The organism is Treponema zioleckii, from assembly GCF_014737315.1.
GTDB lineage: Bacteria > Spirochaetota > Spirochaetia > Treponematales > Treponemataceae > Treponema_D > Treponema_D zioleckii.
Genome location: NZ_JPUF01000016.1, coordinates 30,516 through 52,059 on the forward strand (window position 1 = coordinate 30,516; position 21,544 = coordinate 52,059).

The following is a 21,544-nucleotide window of genomic DNA, read 5'->3' on the forward strand; positions in this document are numbered from 1 at the left end:
ATGCGGTTACAGAGCGAAGTCGAAGCAAAAAAAAGGATTCATTATGCAAAAAAAATTATTTAAAGATTTTCTAAAAGAGCGTGTTCAGGACGAAAAACCGATTTTTTTTGACGGCGGAATGGGCACGATGATTCAGGCGACTGGAATCGAGGATTATGACATTCCGGAAGACTTGTCCATCACTCACCCTGAGATAATAAAATCTATCCACCGGCAGTATCTCGATGCCGGCGCGAATGTTATTACTGCGAACACTTTCGGAATAAATCCGCTAAAACTCGAAAATGCCAAATATTCTATGGAAGAATATATCAAGGCAGAAATGAAGATTCTCCTTGAATCAATCGAAGAGTGCGAGGCGGACGGAAACACTGAGCCTCATTATGCGGCGTGGGATTCTGGTCAAATCGGGCGGCTTTTGGAACCGATGGGCGACCTTTCGTTTGACGAGGCTTACGACGCTTACAAACTTGCGGCGACTACGGCTGAAAAATACGGAGCGGAGCTTGCAATCCTGGAAACGATGAGCGACCTGCACGAAATGAAGGCGGCGATTCTTGCGGTAAAAGAAAATACTTCGCTTGCGATTGTTGCCACACCGACTTTTCAGGAAAACCTTCGAACGCTCACCGGTGCGGATGTTCTTACCTGCGTAACGTATCTTGAGGCGTTGCGCGTTGACGTTCTTGGATTCAATTGCGGCGGTAGCCTTAAAGATGACGCGGAGCTTGCCCGCCAGTTCTGTGCTTATTCTCACACGCCAGTTCTCGTGCAGCCGAATGCAGGAATTCCGACGGTTATTAATGGCAAGGCGGTGTTTTTGGTTGGTGCGGAAAAATTCGCCGAAGCGCAAAAACAAAACTGGCTTGAAGGCGTAAGTCTTCTTGGCGGCTGCTGCGGAACGACTCCTGAGCACATCGGAGCGATGAAGAATCTCGTTCTTGCTTCTTCCAGAGATGAATCGGTTGGGAATGCAGAATTTGATTCGGCATCCGTTAAAAATATCAAAAAGCAATTTTTTAATTCAACTTTTGTCTGCTCTTACAACTCCACCGTGCAGATTGGCGGCAAGGCTGGCCCGCAGATTGTTGGCGAGAGAATCAACCCGACCGGCAAAAAAAAGGTCAAGGCGGCTTTGCAGGCACACGACATGAATTTTGTGCTCGAAGAGGCCGAAAGCCAGATTAATGCGGGCGCGCAGATTCTTGACGTGAATGTGGGACTTCCTGGAATTGACGAGGCTCAGACGATGGTTGACGCGCTCACTACGATTCAGTCGGCCTTCAACGTGCCGTTGCAGCTTGATTCGAGCGAGGCTCCCGTACTTGAAAAAGGGCTTCGCTATTACAACGGAAAGGCTCTCATCAACTCGGTGAACGGACGACAGGATGTTATGGACAAAGTTCTTCCGCTCGTAAAGCATTATGGCGGTTCTGTGGTGGCTCTCTGCATTGATGAGAATGGTATTGCCCCGACTGCCGAGGGACGATGCGAGGTTGCGAGAAAGATTATTCGCGAAGCTGCAAAATACGATATTCCTGTGCGCGATATTGTAATCGACACGCTCACGCTCACGGTTTCTTCTCAGCAAAAAGAAGCTCTTGAAACTTGCCGTGCGATTTCTATTCTTAAAGATGAATACGGAAAGGACGGCCTTCAGTTCATACTTGGCGTTTCAAACATAAGTTTTGGCCTTCCCCGACGAGATATTGTGAACTCGCGCTTTTTTGCGATGGCTTTGTATTCTGGCTTGTCTGCCTGCATCATAAATCCGCTCAGCGAGCCGATGATGGAAACTTACTACGGCTATCGCGCGCTTGCCGGCTACGACGAAAACTGCCTTTCGTATATCGAAAAATACAACGGAACGTCTGCCCCGGTTTACGGAGTGTCTGCCGAGGCGGCAAAGTCGGCTTTGCAGTCGGCTCCAAAAAAAGAAGCTGTAACTCTGTCGAACACGGTAAAAACTCTTCCAGAAGATTTGACCGATGAAGAACACAATTTGATAGAAACAATTTGCAAAGGATTCAAAGATTCTTCGCCTGCCGATACAAAAAAACTTTTGGACGCAGGAAAGCAGCCCGTGGATATTATTGACCGATGCATTGTTCCTGCTTTGGATTTGGTGGGCAAGGATTTTGAGGTCGGAAAAAAATTCTTGCCGCAGCTTTTGCTCAGTGCGGACACGGTTTCGGCTTCTTTTGCGGTAATCAAGGCGCACATGGAAGTGACTGGCGTTAAGCAGGAAGAGAAGGGCAAAATCGTAATTGCCACCGTTTTTGGAGATATTCACGACATTGGAAAGAACATTGTAAAGGCAATGCTTGAAAATTACGGTTACACTGTCCTTGACCTTGGAAAGAACGTTCCTTACGAAACCGTGGTGAACACCGTTCTTGAAAACGACATTCAGCTTGTCGGGCTTTCGGCTCTTATGACGACTACCGTTGGCAACATGGAAACGACTATAAAAATGCTTCGGGAAGCTCTTTCTAAAGCCGGAAAGTCCACAAAAATCATGGCGGGTGGTGCCGTGCTCACTGCGGATTACGCCACACAAATTGGCGCGGACTACTACGCAAAAGATGCCATGAGCAGCGTTGCAATCGCCAAAGAAGTTTTTGGAAACTAGATTTTTCTGACACAGATGCACACGGATTCACACAGATAGGACACAGATTTTTTGTTTTATCTGTGTCTCATCGCTGTGTCGTCTGTGCCTACTTTGCGTCTTCAACGTAAGAGGTGCTTTCGTCTTGGTTTGCATTTTTCTCTCGAAGTTCTTTTTGGTAGTCAACTTTTTCGGCGTAGCGGATTTCTGATTTTATTTGGTCGAGCGAATAGAATGCCCGTGAGTCACCGGTTTTGTTCACGAGTTGCTGCATCAATGCCTGTGCATCGTATAATTTGTTCTGCACAAAAAGCATCTGAGCTTCGTTGTACCCCGCTTCGAATAATCCTGTAGTGTCGTAAATTTCTTTATAAATGGCGTATGCGTCATCAAACTCACCGACTTTTGCAAATTGGTTTGCCATTTCCATTTGGTCGTTGTTTTTTGCTTTTAAGAGTTTGAATTGTTTTGTTACGGTGTAAGGCTTTAATTCCCGCATGATTTGTAAAATCAGACTGTCCAAATCTGACTTGATTAATTCAAACTCGTTCGGAAGGTCTTTTCGCCTGCTTTTTGAGCTGGAAATCCTATGGATTTGTTTTGAGCGCGTTGCGATTATGCTGTTATCGCTTGCGGAAATGACTGAGTAAGAAATCGTGGCATCGACTTTTTTGGTGTAGCTCCATTTTATTTCCGTAGTGATTTTTCCAGCGGAGTCTTTTTTCTGAATTTTTGTTTTTTCTTCATCAATTTTGACTTTTAAGCTTTCGATTCTTCCTGAAAGATACACGTCCGTTGGAATTTTGTTACCGTTGTTGATTGCCGCCAAAATCGCATCTGCATGGATTAGCGTAAAATAATTTGATTCCGAGAGTTTGCTTGTGAGTTGCCTCGTAAGATATGAAGAGATTTCGTTCTGAACTTCTTCGATTGGCGACGGTCTGAACAAGTCGGTTATAAAAACAGCGATTGTTTCAATCCTGCCACCGTGGCTTATGTGATAGTCTCTGTAAGAAACTTTGTCCGAAGTCTGGAACTGAAGTACGGCGATTTTGTTAGCTCCACGTAAGTCTAGCTCCGCAGGTCTCTCGAACGTTGCGGTGATTTTTGTTGCGCAGCCTGCCAAAATGAAAAGTGAAAAAATGATTGAAAAAATGACTTTTTTGTTTGACTTATTTTTATGCTTCATAGAAATAATTATAAATGCACATTGCGAAAATTCAATGTGACAAATCATATTCCTGTACTTAGTTATGGAATTCGCAAATGTATTGTCGTGCTGAAGTTTTCAGCATCTAGATTCGGAGATTCCGAAACAAGTTCGGAATGACACTGTGCAATGAACTTTTTGGAGTGCACCGGAAACTAACCTCGCATATCGTGGCCCTGCTTGCCGCCACGATATGCGAAGCACTTATATAACGGGGACCGCAAAACCCAAACTTCTATCTCAAATCTAAACTGTGTGCGGTCCCTTTCATTGTTCGTAGCAACGTATGCACGGAGACTGGCTTCATTACGTAATCGTTTATGATGTGACTTTGCCTTGCTTCGGCAAGTTCGCGGTCAATCATGTCGGCCATGATGATTTTTATGGTTGGTTCATGCTGATGAATCGACATACAGAAATCAATGGCACTGTCTCCGTTTATGTAGGCTTCAAGGGCTATAACGTCAAATCTTTTTGTTGAAAGTTCCTTTCGTGCAGCTTCAAAATTTGTTGCGCATGTTAAGGCGACTGGTAATTTTTTAAAATTCTTTTCGAGCTGATTCAAAACTTTTCTGTTGTCATCAACAATAAGAAGAGAAATCTTTTTTTCCTGCTCTTTTAGCGAAGTCGAAAAATCATTTGAAATGTTCTGATGATTTTCGTCACTTACAATCGGAAAATACAAATGGAAGACAGTTCCGCTTCCCAAGACACTGTGCGCGTAGATGTATCCGCGGTGTGCCGTTACAATCTGCTCGGTTACGGAAAGGCCAAGCCCGGTTCCTTGACCGCTTTTTTTGGTCGTAAAAAACGGTTCGAACATCTGCTTCATAACGGCTTTGCTCATTCCGCAACCGTCATCGATTATGTCGATTCGAAGATAATAGTTCCAGCTTTCTTCGTTCCGCTCCATGTCCGAAATTTCAAGAAGCTCCGTTTTTCCGACCTTTGCGGCAACGACTTGCAAGTGTCCGTTTGCATGCCCGATTGCGTGGACGGCATTCATGCAGATGTTAAGGATTGCCTGATTGAGCTGCGTCGTGTTTCCGAGAATGCACTCGTCATCAAGATTTACCGAGTCTATGAGCTGAATGTTTTCCGGGCAGATTGTCTTTACCATTTTGAGCGCTTTTAAAATCAAATCCTTTGCATTGAGTGTTTTGAACGCGCTTTCGATGTTCTTTCGGCTCATGCCCGCGAGCTGCTGGATTATGTCTTTTGCCTTCAGGGATGCGTCGTAAATCTCGTTCGCGCTGGAATATGCGTCGCTGTCTTCAGAAAGTTCGAGCATCAAAAGCTCGGCGTAGCCCATAATCGGCGTTAAAAGATTGTTGAATTCGTGGGCGATTCCTCCGGTCATCGTTCCGATAATCTGGAGCCTTTGCTGGTGCGCTATGTTCTCTTCGCTTCGGTGCATTTGTTCCAGAACGTCGTTCATCTTCGCAAAATATGCGGCGGTTTCGCTGTGCTTGCGGTTTTGCGCATAGAGATACATCATGTAGCTAATCATGCTGATTACGCCAAAAGTGAACGTTCCAAAAAGCAGGAACATATTCGAAAGACTTTTCGTGATTGTTTCGTCAATCTCGTCTGCCTTGATTACCGCACTTACAACAAGAAAGTCTTCTCCGAGTGGCACTGGGGCATACGCGCTGATTTTTTTTGAGCGGGGAGAGCCTTCTTGCGTCCACCAATAAGATGTGTAAGTTTCAATGCCGGTTTTGCCTTCAAGCTGATTGTCAATCATTTTTTTTAGGCTCCGCATGTCTTTTCCGGGGTAAAGCTCGTTGCGTCCTTCAATTACCTGAATTCCCCACTGTCGTTCTTCCGGGTGCAGCAGGATTATTCCTTTTGAATCCTTGATTACAAAATATCCTTCGTCGCCAAAGTGGAATTTTGCGAGTCGGCCTTCGTAAAAATGTTTTAAATTGATGATTATTGAGGCCGAAAGTCCGTTTTCACGCTGATGGCTCAGCAAAAGCCCCATCCAGTTGCTTTCGAAACGCACGAGATGCAGGACGGTTTTTCCGTCCATTTTGCTGCTTGAGTAAATTCTTGAAATCTTTCCGTTCCAGTTTTCGTTTTCGCCGTAAATAATCGGCTCGCCGTGGGTTTCAATGTAAATTCCCGCCACGAGCGGCTTGTGGGAATCAACGTAGGATTCGCAGATTTCGCGGGTAATTTCGTTTCCTGAGTCGATGATTTGGCAATAGGCTTTTAAATCCGAATTATATTCGAGAAATAGCGCTTCAAGGCTGTCTGCCATGCTTTGCACGGTTTGGAGCATGGCCCCGCTCTGATTGTCAGTTAGCGCGCTTCTGTATCTTTTTGCGATTACAAGTCCAAAATAAACGACCGCGACCATAAAAATTATCATTGCGGTGATTGCGGCAACGAGCGCTCGGTTGAACGGTTTTGCCAGCGGCAGAAATATTTGTTTTAATTTCATATTCAGTTTCATAAACACTTTTGGCTCACTTTCTAAGAAAAAATTTCGGGGCGCGGCAAAGTTTACTCAAAAGTTTTAAGTTTGCTCAGTGCCCAAGTGAAGCGCGAGATTTTCGAAAGAAAACTCGCGGGGCGCGGCGAGCTTCACTCAAAACTTTTAAGTTTGCGTAATGTCCAAGTGAAGCGCGAGATTTTCGAAAGAAAACTCGCGGGGCGCGGCGAACTTCAGTCAAAAGTTTTAAGTTTGCTCAGTGCCCAAGTGAAGCACGAGATTTTCGAAAGAAAAACTCGCGGGGCGCGGCGAACTTCACTCAAAACTTTTAAGTTTGCGCAGTACCCAAGTGAAGCGCGAGATTTTCGAAAGAAAAACTCGCGGGGCGCGGCAAAATTCACCCAAAATTTTTAAGTTGACTCTTGCCGCGCCCTTACATTGACGATTGATTTTAGTGCAATTATAATTGTAGCGATTCCTTTTTACAATGAATATGAGGTTCTGAATGGCTGATAAAGTTCTGATTGTTGATGACGATGATTCAATACGAAAATTATTGCAGAAAGTGATGGACATCAACGGATTGGAATCTGAATGTGTTTCAAGCGGCTCTCAGGCTCTCGAAAAACTAAAAAACAACGCTTACGACATAATTTTGATGGATGTTATGCTCGGCGACATGGAAGGTTTTGAGGTTATAAAGCAGATTCGGGAAGATGGAATCAAAACGCCTGTGATGATTATAAGTGGGCGCAACGAGGATTACGATTCGCTTTACGGACTTTCGATTGGTGCGGATGATTATGTTACAAAGCCTTTCAGACCTGTCGTTCTCGGCGCCAAAGTAAAAGCCCTCTTGCGACGCTGCCATGATTCAGTTGCGGAGCCGCAGACAGATGGCATTCAGCTCGGTCCATTTTCTTATAATCCTGATTCAATGAAATTTTTTAAGAACGGGCAGGAACTCCTTCTTTCGGCGAAGGAATCTGCCTTGTTGCTTCTTTTCTTGCATTGCCCGAACAAAGTCATTTCAAAGGAAGAAATTCACGCTCATGTTTGGGGTGAGTCTTTCGTAATTGACGACAATGCGATTATGGTCTACATAAATCGTTTGCGTGGCAAAATCGAAGAAGACCCAAAAAATCCAGTCTACATCGTTACAGTAAAAGGCTCTGGTTACCGATTCGTGGTGTAAAAAGCCAAACTGCCGTGTTTTGTGAACCTATGCAAGTGTCCCCACCGAAGTGCGAGTTTTTTCCGTAAGGAAAAAATCGCAGGAGACGCACAAAGCGAACTTAAACTCTAAAAGTCAATTTGCAGCGTCTCGCTTTCCTCTTCCCTTGCCAGCATCCTTTCTCCCAAAATTGCTCGCGGCGCGCGAGTAATACAACTGCCCTCACAAAACACGGCCCTCCTTGCCGCTGTGTTTTGTGAACCCGTGCAAGAAATCTCACCAAAGCGCGAGGTTTTTCCGTAAGGAAAAAATCGCGGGAAACGCACGAGTGAATCTAAGTTCTAAAAGTTAACTTATAGCGTTTCCGTAAACGCACGAGTGAATTTTAAGTCTAAAAGTCAACTTATAGCGTTTCCCTTAACAAATTGTAAGGTCGCTCTTACAAAAGAGTAATTTGCCGTTAATTTCCTTTTGAATTGTTCGCTCTTAGAATTAAACACTGTAAGAGAGATTGGCTGGCGCGGGTGTTTTCTGTGAATTTTGTCCGTGCTAGTTGAATAAACAAAAGGAGTTTTTATGACACCAACTTTGCTCGCCTTGCTTGGTTTTGCTACCATTGTAGGCATTATCGTTGTTCTTTTGAAGAACTGGACAGGTCCAATGATTGCATTTATTGCAGTGCCATGTATTACCGCAATCATTTTGCTTTTGACAGGAACAGCCTCTTTGGCTGATATTGGCGCATTCGTTAAGAAAGGTGTTTCGAGCGTACACGGTACAGCAGTTCTGTTTATCTTCTCGGTCACGTTCTTTGGTATTATGACTGACGTTGGAATGTTCGATGTTATCATTAACGCACTTGTTAAACGAGTTGGAAATAATGTTGTAGGCGTTACATTGATGACTTGTATCATCGCTATGATTGGTCACTTGGATGGTGGCGGAGCTTCTACATTCCTCATCACAATCCCGGCTATGTACCCAATCTACAAACGCTTGAGAATCAGACCGCAGACTTTGATGCTTATCTGTGTAACAGCGATGGGTGTTATGAATCTCCTTCCTTGGGGCGGACCTACAATGCGTACTGCTTCAATCCTCAAAATCGATTCAAATGAATTGTGGAAGCAGATTCTTCCTATGCAGTTTGTTGGTATTATCATCGCTTTGTTCACAGCAGTATTCTGGGGAATCGTTGAGAAAAAACGTGGTGCCGGAGAAGGCTCTACACTTCCTTGGGAAGTAGATGATGAAGAAGAAGAGAATGAGACAGCAGCTCAGAAGAACGAACTTGCTCGTCCAAAGCTCTTCTGGTTCAACGTAATTCTTACACTCGCAATCATCCTTGGTTTGGTATTCTTGCCATTGCAGTCATACCACACATTCATGATTGGTTGTGTAATCGCACTTCTCGTAAACTACCCTGGAACAAAAATGCAGAAAAAAATCATCAAATTGCACTGCGACAGCGCATTGATGATGGCTACAACAATCCTTTCTGCAGGTGTATTCTTGGGAATCCTTGAGGGAACTGTAAAAGCTGAGGACAGCGTTCTTCACACAAGTATTATGACACACATGGCTAACCTTGTTACAGCCGGAATTCCAGAATCAATGGGAAGATTCCTTCCACTTATCATTGGTATTCTTTCTGTACCGTTGGCTCTGTTCTTCTCAACAGACTCATACTTCTACGGATTGCTCCCAGTTCTTATTCCAATCGGACAGGCATTCGGCGTAAATCCACTTCACATCGGTATTGCAATGGTTGTTTGCCGAAACTGTGCTACGTTCATCAGCCCTTGTGTTCCTGCAACGTTCCTCGGAACTGGTCTTGCGCACATAGACATCAAGACACACATCAAGCACAGCTTCCTTTGGGTTTGGGGCGTAAGTTTCGTATGTCTCGTAACAGGAATTATTTTGGGAATCGTTAAGTTCTAATTGGGCGAAACGCTAAAAGGGGGCTCGTACCCCTTTTTCTGCTTTATGTCTTTTAGGTACGAAATATATTGAAAATAGATATTGGACCAAGCGTGTTTGCGCGCCTGGTTCATTGAGCGTATTCAGCACACGCTGAGAATAAGGAGTTAGCATGGAGATTAAGAAACCGGCTGTTGCAGGCACACTGGAATCCAGCGACTGTATGGTTACATTGGAACCGGGCGACGGAAAAATTGATTTTTCTTTGGACAGCGTTGTAATCCGCCAGTTCGGAAACAAAATTCGTGAGGTTACCTTTGAGACGCTAAAACGCCTTCATATCGATAACGTAAAAATTGCAGTTGTGGACAAAGGTGCGCTTGACTGCACTATTAAAGCCCGCATTGAGGCAGCCGCATTCCGTTCTGTCGGACAGCTTGATAACCTGCCATGGGGAGGAGAAATCAGATGAGCACACAGAAGAAACCGATTGATAACCCAAATAAAAAACGTCTTCGCCGAACAATGATGTTCTTGAACGCGCAGAAGCCAGGCCTCGTAAAAGACCCGTTCATCTACAAGCCGGACTCAATCATGCTCGACTTGGAAGACGCAGTTGCAGAAAATCAGAAGGACGCTGCAAGATTCTCGCTTTATCACGCTTTAAAGACAATCGACTATCATGGATGCGAGACTGTAGTTCGAATCAACGGGCTCGACAGCCCTTACTGGAAGGAAGATATTCGCTGTGCCGTTGCAGGTGGATGTGATTCAATCCGAATCCCAAAAACTGAAAGCGCGGAGGACGTAAAACTCGTTGAGGCAGAAATCATTCGTGCTGAGCGCGAATTCAACCGCAAAGAGGGAAGCGTTCTTATTATGGCTGCCCTTGAGTCTGCTCTCGGAATCATGCGTGCCCTTGACATTTGCCAGGCATCTGACCGCCTTTTTGGAATCGCTCTTTCTGGCGGAGACTACACGAAGGACTTGCAGACACACATTACAGGTACCGGAATTGAGCTTATGGGTGCCCGCCAGCAGATGATTATCGCTGCCCGCGCTGCCGGAGTTCAGTGTTTCGACACCGTTTACACAGACCTTAACGACATGGAAGGTTTCAAGAAAGACGTTGAGACAATCCATCTCATGGGATTCGACGGAAAATCAATCATCAATCCTCGTCAGATTAACGTGGTTCACGAAATCTTCACACCGACCGAAAAAGACATTATCTTCGCCGAGAAAGTTGTAAAAGAAATCGACGACAAAAAGGCAAAGGGAATCGGTGTATTCACTGTTGACGGAAAGATGATTGACATTGCGTTCTACGACGGAGCAAAGCGCACAATCGCTTTGGCAAAAGCATCTGGCGTTTATAAGGGGGATCTGTAATGGTTAATGCAGTTGGAAGAGATATTCCAGAAGATATTCTTAAAGCTACTGGCAAAGAAGTTTTTCAGGGAACCCACCATTTTGATGGATTTGAATACAAGAAAGACGGTCCAAAGACTCGTTGTGTAATCAACTCAAACGGAAGCAAGCTCGTTCCGACAATCAGGGAAGTGCTTGAGAAGTGCGGAATCAAAGACGGAATGACAATCAGCTTCCATCACCATTTCCGCGAGGGTGATTACGTTGTTAACATGGTAATGGAAGAAATCCACAAGATGGGAATTAAAGACATTACCATTTGCGCAAGTTCTCTCGGAAAGGCTCATGACCCAATCGTTCCTTTCATTGAAGACGGCACGATTACAAACATCAAGTCTTCTGGTGTTCGCGGAAAAATCGGTCAGGCAATCTCGAACGGTAAGCTCAAAGGTCTTGCCGTAATGTACTCTCACGGTGGACGCGTTCGCTCAATCGAGACGGGCGAAACTCACATTGACATTGCTTTTGTTGGCTCACCGAGCTGCGACGAATACGGAAACTGCCGCGGTATTGGCGGAAAGTCAAACTGCGGTGTATTGTCTTACGCGATGGTAGACGGAGACTATGCGGACAAAGTTGTAGCGATTACTGATACTCTCGTTCCGTTCCCGAACTTCCCGGCTCACATTTCAATGACGAAAGTTGACTACGTTGTTGTTGTTGACGAAATCGGAGACCCTGCAAAAATTGCGACTGGTGCTGCAAAGCCTACAAAAGATATGCGAAAGCTTATGATGGCTGACTACTGTACTCAGTTTGTAGTGAACACACCGTACTTCAAGGACGGATTCTCTTATCAGACAGGTGTTGGCGGTGCTTCTATCGCTTCAACAATTTCTCTTGCAAAAGTTATGAAAGAGCGCGGAATCCGCATGAGATTCGGTGTCGGCGGTCTTACAAAACCAATGTGCGACCTTTTGAACAACGATCAGGTTGACTGCCTTCTCGACACTCAGGACTTTGACCTTGACGCTATTGAGAACGTAAAGCAGACTCGCCACTTCCGCATTTCTGCCGGTGAGTACGCTGACCCGTTCAACAAAGGTGCGGTCGTAAACAAACTCGACTTTGTAATTCTTGCGGCTCTCGAAGTTGACGTTCATTTTAACTGTAACGTAGTTGTTGGTTCTGACGGTGTTATTACTGGCGCTCAGGGTGGTCACCCGGACACAGCCGCTGGTGCTAAGTGTACAATCGTAATCACTCCGCTCCTTCAGGGACGAATTCCTGCAATCTGCACGGACGTTACGACAGTTACCACACCGGGCGACACAGTTGACGTTGTAATCACTGATTACGGTATTGCAATCAACCCGCTCCGAAAAGACTTGATTGACGCAATGAAAGACGTTGACCTTCCGTTCAAATCTATCGAAGAACTTCGCGACATTGCTTACTCAATCACGGGCGAGCCTGAAAAAGTTGAGTTCGGCGACCGCGTTGTCGGAATCATTGAGGCACGCGACGGTACGATTATGGACGTTGTTCGCCAGACAAAAGACTTTGAATTTAAGGATTAACGAGTTAAAATATTAACTGGTTCAATTTCGAGTTTTTATAAAGCCTGTCATTCCGAACTCGTTTCGGAATCTTTTTCATAGCATGACGGCAGATGCTGAATCAAGGCGACCGCGAAAACGAAAGCGGTCGAGTTCAGCATGACAGCATTGTGCTCGACCATCATGGCAGAAAACTCGAAATTCGGCCTAACTAATTTGTTCTGTTGCGTTCGGTAATCGACGTTAACCATGACGGATAGTTATTTTTGCAGTGCACGGATGTTCGCCTTTTGCGGGCATCCGTGTTCTTTATTTTGGGAGTGCGTTCAAAATGAGTCAAACCGCAGGTAAACAAATCCTTAAACGGGAATTAACAAGATTTTTTGCTATGATTTTAGCTTCGCTTTTAATGGCGCTGAACATAAAAACATTTGTTCGAACTGGCGGGCTTTACCCTGGAGGAGCGACTGGTCTTACAATCCTTATTTTGCGTGCGGCAAAACTTCTTTTGGATGTTGATATTCCTTACACAATCATCAACGTGATTCTTAACGCGATTCCGGTGTACATTGGCTTTCGTTTTATCGGCAAAAAATTCACGCTGTATTCTTGTCTTATGATTGTGGTTACTGGTCTTTTTACGGACTTTATTCCAGGCTACGTAATAACTTACGACACTCTTTTAATAAGCATCTTCGGAGGAATCGTAAACGGTCTTGCCATTAGTCTGTGCCTTATTAACGACGCGACTTCGGGCGGCACTGATTTTATTGCCATTTATCTTTCTGAAAAGAAAAATATGGAGTCATGGAATTTGATTCTCGGCATGAATATCGTTATCTTGTGTACAGCAGGATTGATGTTTGGTTGGGACAAGGCTCTGTATTCAATCATCTTCCAGTATGTTTCTACCCAGATTTTGCACTTTGCTTACCGAAAGTATCAGCACGAGACGCTTTTAATCGTAACTAACAAACCTGACGAAGTTTGTGCCGAAATTTACAAGATTAGCCATCACGGGGCTACGATTCTGGACGGCGAAGGTTCATACGAGCATACTTCAAGACCGACAGTCTACTCGATTGTCTCAAAGGCTGAATATCACAAGGTTATCAACCGTATTCGTGAGGTTGACCCAGATTCATTCATAAATTCTCTACAGACAGAACACATGTACGGAAGATTCTATCACAAACGGGAGGATTAGGAACGGCGGGAGCTGATTTTTCGATTTTGGTTTTAGTCTTGCCGTTCCTATCAGTTTTGCAGGGCAAAACTGAGTGTTGGCCATGGGCAGTGTTCAACGGCGGAAGCAGATTTTTCGATTTTGGGTTTACTCTTGCCGTTCCTAACAGAGCTGTCCAATAACTTTGTTATCTAGAGTCATTCCGAACTTGTTTCGGAATCTCTGTAATATATATAGAACAGATGCTGAAGCAAGTTCAGCATGACAGTTATGAATGCACTTTGCCGTTATTATAAAAAATACTGGAGGTTTTGATGAGTGACTATGAGGTTCGCACCGGAAGCCCTTTTACGGGACATTCCCTTGAGCAGCTCAGGTCTTTTTTAAAGAAAGAAGAACTGGATTATGATGAGCGCATAACCTACACGGTTGAGCTTGTCGATGAGGAAGGCGAGATTATCGCCTGCGGTTCGTGCGAAGGAAACGTCTTAAAGTGCATAGCCGTTTCTCCGGAACATCAGGGGCAGAATCTTCTTGCACCGGTAATGTCAAATCTTTTCCAGCATCTGGCGGACCAGGGAATCTTTCATTATTTTGGGTTCACCAAGCCAAAAAACAAAACAGTCTTTACCCACATGGGGTTGTATCCAGTTGCCGAGACCGACCACGTTCTTTTGCTGGAAAACAAGCGGGACGGCTTTAAGAAATATGTGGAATCCCTTCACGCCGAAACGGAAGAACGCATGGCCCAGGGAAAGGAAAATCCCGCGGGCGAGGGAATCGGCGCAATCGTTGCGAACTGCAATCCGTTCACGCTGGGCCATCGATATCTTGTGGAAGAAGCCTCAAAAAAATGCAAGTGGGTTCACGTTTTTGTGCTTTCTGCCGAGCAGGGCTGGATAACCGCTCAGGACAGATTCAACATGGTTCAGGCTGGAACTGCAGACCTCGACAACGTGATTCTTCATGTGACTTCTGATTATTTGATTTCGCCTGTAGTTTTTCCGACCTATTTTATAAAAGACAAAGTTAACGCCTTCTCAATAAATTGTATGCTCGACATCCAGATTTTCAGGGAGCACATCGCAAAAGAACTCGGAATCACCCGCCGATTCGTGGGAACGGAGCCTAGCAGCGAAGTTACAAAGGCATACAACGAGCTTTTAAAAGAAAATCTTCCTGCCTACGGAATTGAAGTGACGGAACTTGAACGGCTTCAGAACGACGGGCTTACGATAAGCGCGTCTTCGGTCAGAAAATTCATTCAGGAAAAAGATTTTGAAGCTGCGGCCAAAATGCTTCCAAAAACGACTTACGATTATCTTGCGGCAAAAAAAGGATTCAATTGATGAACGAAGTTTCGGTAATTGATATGGCAAATGCCCGCGAGCGACGAGCTGCAAAACAGCACGAATATATAGAAGAATTCGGTTCGCCGCTCGTTAGTTTTATGCTGAACATTCCGGGGCCTGTAAAATCTTCGCCGCTGTTCGACAAAGCTTTTGACGAAGGATGCAGGCGGATTTTAGAAGCCCTTAAAAACGCGCGAACTGAGATTTTAAAAACTGAGACCTTCCGTCTTTTTACGGGGAACGAATTTTACGCGGCGATAAAAGGCGACGGTTTTGAAATAAAAAAGGCGCTCTTGCCGGCAGAGGAATCTGATTCTTTGGGGCGACTTTTTGACATTGACGTGATTCTTCCCGGCGGAAAAAAAGTTTCGCGAAGCGATGTTGGTTCGCCAGAAAGAAAATGCCTGCTTTGCGGAAATGACGCCCACGCGTGCTCACGGAACAGGACTCACACCGTGGGCGAGCTGGTTTTAAAAATCAATTCAATAATCGAACAGTGGCAGGAGACTTGAAAGTCCAAATGATTTATCCTGAATCGCAAATTTGTGAATTTATCGAAAAAGCCCTGCTTTCGGAAGTTTACACAACGCCAAAGCCGGGGCTTGTTGACAAGCACGACACAGGCGCGCACCGCGACATGGACGTTTCTACGTTCGAAAAAAGCACTGCCGCGATTTCGCCGTTTCTTGCAAAAATGTACGGGGCCGGTGTTGAGTTTTCCGAAAATCCTGAGAATCTTTGCGATGAAAAACTTTTTGCGGTGATTCGTAAAATCGGCGTTGATGCGGAAAAGGCAATGTTCGCCGCGACGAACGGAGTCAACACCCACAAAGGAATCATCTTTACGCTTGGAATAATTTGTGCGTCCCTGGGCTTTACTCTAAAAAGGCACAAAAATCTGCAAAATGATTTTTTTGATGATTCAGATGAATTGATTGATGATTTTTTGGATGAAGTTTTTTTGAACGCCAAAAAAATGACTTTTGAAACGCTCGAAAAGGATTTTGCCTTAATGGCGAGCCGTGAGCCAAAAACTCACGGAGAAAAGCTCTTCGCCAAATACGGCGAGAAGGGAATCCGCGGCGAGGCTCAGAAAGGCTTTCCGATAATTTACAAAGTGGCTCTTCCGTTCTACAAAAAACTTTTAAAAGTGAATCCTGACGAAAACAACCGGAATATAATCGCACTTTTGCACATTGTAAAAAATCTTTCTGACACGAATGTGCTTAGCCGAAGTTCTCCGGAAACGCTTCGGTGGCTGCAAAGTGAATGTGATTCGATTCTGGGCGAAAAAACGGTTTTTGCGCCGGAAGATATTGAGCGGGTTTGCAAACTGAACGAAGAATGCGTCCAAAAAAACATAAGCCCCGGCGGAGCTGCCGACATTCTTGCGGTAACAGTGTTCCTTGCTGCGGTAAGCGGGCTATAGCGAGGCGTAAGAAAATCCCTTGTCAGAGTCCGCAAGAACTCCTGTAGTTGCACAGTTTCAAAGAGAAACCAATTTGATTATCGGAAGGAAAAGAGGCTGAATCAGCTTCGGCAGGGCGGCTTTTTTTGCTTGCTGAGCGAAGTTGGAGCAAAAAATCTATGGATTTATTCGGGGTTATCCGATATACTGCAAAAGAAGTGCAACTAAGGTTTAGTTGGCCTTCATACTATGCTTAAAAAACCGCCTTAGGTATGGAAGACTCAGGCGGTTTTATTTTGCTCTCTCAAAAGTGTATTGAAGAGAGGTGGATTAAAATGCAGGAAAACCGAGCAAAAGAAGCACGATAATCCAAAGTATCAAAAAGATAACTTTCGCACGCACCGCATGCCCTCCCAGCCTAAAAATATAGCTTTGCCATAAGGCATAGCCACTTGAGCCAGAAAGACCAACCGCCAACCGTGTCAGAGTCCGCAAGAACTCCTATAGTTGCACAGTTTCAAAGAGAAACCAGTTTGATTATCGGAAGAAAAATATGCTGAATCAACTTCAGCAAGACAACAGGTTTTCGTCAGCCTGGCGAACGGCAGCGCGGATTTTTGTATTTGCAAGTTTACAATGTGGATTTCCTTGAGATTTTGGAGTTTTCCAATTCTCATTTTTTGTAGTAAACTGAATCATGTTTGACACTCTATCTTTTTCTATGAATGCGGTTTTGCCGCTTGTTCTTCTTGTCGTTATTGGCTACGTTCTTCGACAGAAAAATTTTTTTACGGATGATTTTCTGTCCACTGCGAATAAATTCTGTTTTCGATTCTGTTTTTTTAGCACGATGTTCGTAAGCATCTACAATATTCAGTCTTTCGACCCAAAATATGCCGATTTGGTGATTTTTACGATAATCGCTTTGTTCTCGCTCATAGCGATTGGCGTGATTTATGCGATGATTTTTGTAAAAGACCCAAAGCAGAAAGGCGTTATGGCTCAGGCATTCTACCGTTCGAATTACGCGATTCTCGGTGTTCCGCTCGTAATGAACTTGTTCGGCGAAAATGGAGTTCCTTGCGCGGCCTTTGTTCTTGCCTGTACGATTCCGATTTTTAATATTTCGGCGGTGATTCTTTTGAGCGTGTTCATAAAAAACGAAAACAACAAGATTTCATTGGTGAGCATAATAAAAAAAATCGCCCAAAATCCGTTGATTGAAGGAATCGCACTCGGCTTTGTGTGCCAGCTTCTTCGTCCGTATCTTGGCGGATGGACTTTAAAAGAAAGCAACTTGCGTTTTGTTTACCGCACGATTGAGAATCTTTCAAAAATCACAACTCCGTTCGCGCTCATTATTCTTGGCGGTCAGTTCAAATTTTCTGCCGCGCGTCATCTTCTTCCAAAAATCACTGTGGCGGTTTTCTTTAGGCTAATTTTTGCGCCATGTGCGGGGCTTTTTGCGGCTCACATGTTTTTTCCGCATTTTGGTGGCCCTGAATTTGCGGCGCTTCTCCCGCTTTTTGGCAGTCCTGCCGCAGTCGCAAGCGCGATTATGGCAAACCAAATGCACAACGACGGCGAACTTGCCACGCAGATTGTCGTTTGGACAACGCTTTTGTCTGGAATCACGATTTTTATACTGATTGCGGTCCTTCGGGCAATCGGAATTTTTTAATAATTTAATAAAGTCAAATGGAGCAAAAGTCTGTTCTGCCGGTAGCGAAGACGAATAAAAAAATGATTCTGAGCGTCGTGAGCGAATGAAGCGACAGTTTTTCTAAAACTCAGTCATCTTTTTTAGGCGGCATAGCGGACGCAAAGCAGATTTTTGCACCTGTAACTTTATAATATGGAGAGTTTATGAAAAAAGAGAAGTTGTTTTTTGACAGCACGAACGGGGCAGACCGAATTTGTTATTTTAAGTATTCGCCAGAAGGCGCGGCGAAGGCTGTTTTTCAAATCGTTCACGGAATGGCGGAGTATGCTGAACGGTATGAAGGGCTTTCGGAGACTCTTACCCAAAAAGGCTTCGTGGTTTATGTTCACGAGCATGTCGGTCACGGTTCGAGCGCAAAGGATGTTGAGCATCTGGGACTTTTCCTTGATGACAAGCAGGCTCTTACGCTTGTTGAAGACGCCCACAAAATGACGGAAATTGCACAAAAAGAAAATCCTTCGCTAAAAATCAATCTCTTCGGTCACAGCATGGGAAGTTTTGTGGTTCGGCTCGTGGCTTCAAAATACGGCACGGAATACAATTCGCTCATCGTTTGCGGAACTGGGGCAACCAATCCTTCTGTTTCGCTCGGTCTTAAAGTTTTAAAAGTCCTTCGCCTGATTTTTGGAAAAAATCATAAGAGCAAATTCATTGATAAATGTTCGTTTGGCTCGTACAACGACCGCTGGAAGCCAGCCCGCACGCCTTACGACTGGGTTTCGGTGAGCCGAACAAATGTTGACAATTACATTAAAAGCCCGTACTGCGGATTTTTGTTCAGCGTTGACGGCTACAAGATGCTCATGGAAGTGAACCGGGACGCGAACCTTCCAGAAACCTTTGAGAAGACTCCAAGTGATTTGCCGATTTTCCTGATTGCCGGCGGGGACGACCCTGTTGGAAATTACGGCGCGGATGTTCCTAAAGTTTGCGAGAATTACAAACTTGCCGGCATAAAAGATTGCACTGTAAAACTTTATGATGGCTATCGCCATGAAATTCTTTTGGACGATTGTGCGGAAGAAGTGCGGACAGACATTGCTGCATTCCTTGAGCGCACGAATGGAGGTTTTTGATGAATAATTTTACTTTTTATGCGCCAACGAAAGTTGTTTTTGGAAAAAACAGCGAGTGCAATGTGGGAATGTTGTGCAAAGATTTTGGTGCTTCAAAAATCCTGATTCATTTTGGTGGCGGTAGCGTCGAAAAAAGTGGATTGCTCAATCGCATCAAAAAGTCGCTTGACGGAGTGTGCATTCCTTACGTTCAGCTCGGCGGTGTCGTTCCGAATCCGCGTCTTTCGCTCGTTCGGGAAGGAATGGCGCTTTGCAAAAAAGAGAACGTTGATTTTATTCTTGCCGTGGGCGGCGGTTCTGTCATTGACAGCGCAAAGGCGATTGGTTACGGCGTGACGAACGATTTTGACGTTTGGGACATTTTTGAAAAGAAAAATTCTCCTAAAAATTGTCTTCCAATCGGAGTCGTTCTGACTCTTGCGGCTTCTGGAAGCGAGATGAGCAACAGTGCCGTAATTACGAACGAAGATGGCTGGAAAAAACGCGGTTCGAATTCAGATTTTTGCAGACCGAAATTTGCAATCATGAATCCTGAGCTTACGATGACTTTGCCGAAATTCCAGACGATGTGCGGTTCCACGGATATTTTGATGCACACAATGGAACGATATTTTACGAGCAACGGAAACATGCAGCTTACCGACGGAATTGCGGAAAGTTTGATGCGGACTGTAATTTCGAACACAAGAATCCTGCTCAAGAATCCGAATGACTACGATGCCCGTGCAGAAATCATGTGGGCCGGAAGTTTGAGCCACAACGATTTGACAGGTCTTGGAAACGGCGGAAATGATTTTGCGACTCACAGGCTTGAGCATGAGCTTAGTGGAATGTTCGACGTGGCGCACGGGGCCGGTCTTTCGGCTCTTTGGGGTACTTGGGCGCGTTACGTTTACAAAGATTGTCTTGCGAGATTCAAAAAATTTGCAATCGAAGTGTGGGGCGTTAAAAACTCTGGCACTGATGAAGAGATCGCCCTAAAAGGAATTGAGGCCACGGAAGATTTTTACAGAGAAATCAACATGCCTACGAATCTTCGGGAACTTGGCGTAAAGCCTACCGACGAGCAAATTACGGAACTTGCAAAAAAATGTGCGATTGCCACCGGCGGAAAAGTCGGCAACGCAAAAGTTTTGTACGAAGAAGACATGCGCAATATTTATGAGGCAGCCCGATAATTTTTTACAGACGAATTTAATTTATATAGAATGAGGTTATAATTTAGATAGCGTTGATTTTCAGCTATCGTATGGAGTAATTTATGGCATTTATTGATATGGTCGAGTGGAAGCCTCAGACGAATGACATATTCGCCTGGAGATTTCCGGAGGACAATTTGAGCACTGCGACACAACTGGTCGTGCGTGAAAGCCAGGAGGCGGTGCTTTTTTCTAAAGGTCAGATTCTTGGAAAATTCGGACCTGGAAAGCACACTCTTAACACCGAGAACCTTCCGCTTTTAAGGAATCTTTTTGGAATCCCGTTTGGCGGAAAAAATCCGTTCACCTCGGAAGTGTGGTTCGTGAACAAAGTTTCTTCGCTCACGAGTGAATGGAAGACCAGCTCAATGCGTTTTATGGATCCGGACTACGGCCAGATGATTCCGATTTTGGCAAAAGGAAATTACGGACTAAAAGTTAAGGATGCAGAAAAATTCCTTGTAAAATTGGTAGGAACGCTCAATTCTTTTACGGCACAGGATTTGACTGAGCATTTTAACGGCCCGCTTATCTCAAAGACGAACAGTTCAATCCTTCAGTTTATGACTGCAAACGGCGTTGGAATCAACATGATTGCAGGCTATCTCGATAATCTTTCGAATTTTATGCGGGAACCGTTGGCACAGTTCTGGGACGAATACGGCTTTGAGCTTGTGGGATTTTACATAACTTCCGTTGATTTGGACACAAGCACGCCTGACGGCAAAAAAATCTCCGATGCATTGAGCGACCGTTCGGCACAGAATATCGCTGGCTACACTTGGCAGCAGAAACAGAGCTTTGGTGCTGTAAACAATGCCGTAAATCACAGTAACGGCGGAATCGGGCTTTTTGGTGCCGCAATGATGATGGGCGGCGGCTACGGCGGAAACGGCGGACTTGGCCAGCAGGTAATGACTCCTCCGCAGGGGGCGAATGCATTCGGGCGGATGGGCGGTCAGCCGAATAATTTTGGCGGTGCGCCGGCTGGTGGCATGGGCGCCGGAAACGGAATGGGAAACGTTCGCGAAGTGTTCTGCTCTCGCTGTTCTAAAAAATTCCCTTCAACATCAAGATTCTGCCCGTTCTGCGGTGACCCGTACAATCCTTGTCCGGTTTGCGGGGCAGACAACGACAGTACTGCAAAACGTTGCTCAACATGCGGAGCTTCCCTTGCAACTGCGAACAATATTGCAGGAATGGTTCAGAACACGGCTTGCCCGCGTTGCGGAACGGCGTACACTCCGGGGACGAAGTTCTGTCAGAATTGCGGAAACAGGCTTTCGTAAAATAGTTCAACATAAAAAATGAG

16 protein-coding genes are annotated in these 21,544 nt (G+C 45.0%); 14 read left to right on the top strand and 2 right to left on the bottom strand.

The annotated features are described in order from the left end of the window. The first annotated feature begins 43 nt into the window (after window positions 1-43). Window positions 44-2,632 (top strand): homocysteine S-methyltransferase family protein, encoded by a 2,589-nt coding sequence (locus tag JI65_RS05860; protein WP_191014453.1) that lies wholly within the window; start codon window positions 44-46, stop codon window positions 2,630-2,632. Between the two features lie 88 nt (window positions 2,633-2,720). On the opposite strand, the gene JI65_RS05865 is transcribed toward JI65_RS05860, so the two are convergent. Then, window positions 2,721-3,800: a hypothetical protein gene (locus JI65_RS05865; RefSeq protein ID WP_191014454.1), complete on the bottom strand. Its 1,080-nt coding sequence runs from the start codon at window positions 3,798-3,800 to the stop codon at window positions 2,721-2,723. A gap of 256 nt (window positions 3,801-4,056) precedes the next feature. Continuing rightward, window positions 4,057-6,270 carry an ATP-binding protein gene (locus JI65_RS05870; RefSeq protein WP_191014455.1) on the bottom strand — a complete coding sequence of 738 codons (2,214 nt, stop codon included), beginning with the start codon at window positions 6,268-6,270 and terminating at the stop codon, window positions 4,057-4,059. Between the two features lie 496 nt (window positions 6,271-6,766). On the opposite strand from JI65_RS05870, the gene JI65_RS05875 reads away from it, so the two are divergent. The 13 genes from JI65_RS05875 (at window position 6,767) to JI65_RS05935 (ending at window position 21,521) form a co-directional block, all read left to right on the top strand. After that, window positions 6,767-7,456, top strand: a complete 690-nt coding sequence (locus JI65_RS05875) for a response regulator transcription factor (protein ID WP_191014456.1) — start codon at window positions 6,767-6,769, stop codon at window positions 7,454-7,456. A gap of 555 nt (window positions 7,457-8,011) precedes the next feature. Continuing rightward, window positions 8,012-9,379 (top strand): CitMHS family transporter, encoded by a 1,368-nt coding sequence (locus JI65_RS05880; protein ID WP_191014457.1) that lies wholly within the window; start codon window positions 8,012-8,014, stop codon window positions 9,377-9,379. A gap of 151 nt (window positions 9,380-9,530) precedes the next feature. Next, a complete protein-coding gene (gene citD, locus JI65_RS05885) occupies window positions 9,531-9,830 on the top strand; it encodes a citrate lyase acyl carrier protein (RefSeq protein WP_191014458.1) in 300 nt (99 codons plus the stop codon). Continuing rightward, entirely contained in the window at window positions 9,827-10,750 is a 924-nt protein-coding gene (locus tag JI65_RS05890; protein ID WP_197971906.1) for an aldolase/citrate lyase family protein, read from the top strand. Before citD ends, JI65_RS05890 begins: the two co-directional genes overlap by 4 nt. Next, on the top strand, window positions 10,750-12,309 hold the full coding sequence (citF, locus tag JI65_RS05895) for a citrate lyase subunit alpha (RefSeq protein ID WP_191014459.1): 1,560 nt from the start codon (window positions 10,750-10,752) through the stop codon (window positions 12,307-12,309). The genes JI65_RS05890 and citF overlap by 1 nt, the downstream gene beginning before the upstream one ends. A 310-nt stretch (window positions 12,310-12,619) precedes the next feature. Then, window positions 12,620-13,495 (top strand): YitT family protein, encoded by an 876-nt coding sequence (locus JI65_RS05900; protein WP_191014460.1) that lies wholly within the window; start codon window positions 12,620-12,622, stop codon window positions 13,493-13,495. 293 nt (window positions 13,496-13,788) lie between these two features. Next, window positions 13,789-14,823, top strand: a complete 1,035-nt coding sequence (gene citC, locus JI65_RS05905; RefSeq protein ID WP_191014461.1) for a [citrate (pro-3S)-lyase] ligase — start codon at window positions 13,789-13,791, stop codon at window positions 14,821-14,823. Continuing rightward, the gene (citX, locus tag JI65_RS05910) at window positions 14,823-15,338 is read left to right on the top strand and encodes a citrate lyase holo-[acyl-carrier protein] synthase (RefSeq protein ID WP_191014462.1); all 516 of its coding nucleotides are present in this window, start codon (window positions 14,823-14,825) and stop codon (window positions 15,336-15,338) included. Before citC ends, citX begins: the two co-directional genes overlap by 1 nt. 8 nt (window positions 15,339-15,346) lie before the next feature. Continuing rightward, a complete protein-coding gene (gene citG, locus JI65_RS05915; protein ID WP_191014463.1) occupies window positions 15,347-16,255 on the top strand; it encodes a triphosphoribosyl-dephospho-CoA synthase CitG in 909 nt (302 codons plus the stop codon). A 676-nt stretch (window positions 16,256-16,931) separates the two neighbouring features. Next, on the top strand, window positions 16,932-17,915 hold the full coding sequence (locus JI65_RS05920; RefSeq protein WP_191014464.1) for an AEC family transporter: 984 nt from the start codon (window positions 16,932-16,934) through the stop codon (window positions 17,913-17,915). Window positions 17,916-18,100: 185 nt separating this feature from the next. Next, window positions 18,101-19,033: an alpha/beta fold hydrolase gene (locus JI65_RS05925; protein ID WP_191014465.1), complete on the top strand. Its 933-nt coding sequence runs from the start codon at window positions 18,101-18,103 to the stop codon at window positions 19,031-19,033. Further along, window positions 19,033-20,211 (top strand): iron-containing alcohol dehydrogenase, encoded by a 1,179-nt coding sequence (locus JI65_RS05930; protein ID WP_191014466.1) that lies wholly within the window; start codon window positions 19,033-19,035, stop codon window positions 20,209-20,211. Before JI65_RS05925 ends, JI65_RS05930 begins: the two co-directional genes overlap by 1 nt. An 83-nt stretch (window positions 20,212-20,294) precedes the next feature. After that, a complete protein-coding gene (locus tag JI65_RS05935) occupies window positions 20,295-21,521 on the top strand; it encodes an SPFH domain-containing protein (RefSeq protein ID WP_191014467.1) in 1,227 nt (408 codons plus the stop codon). The last annotated feature ends 23 nt before the right edge of the window (window positions 21,522-21,544 follow it).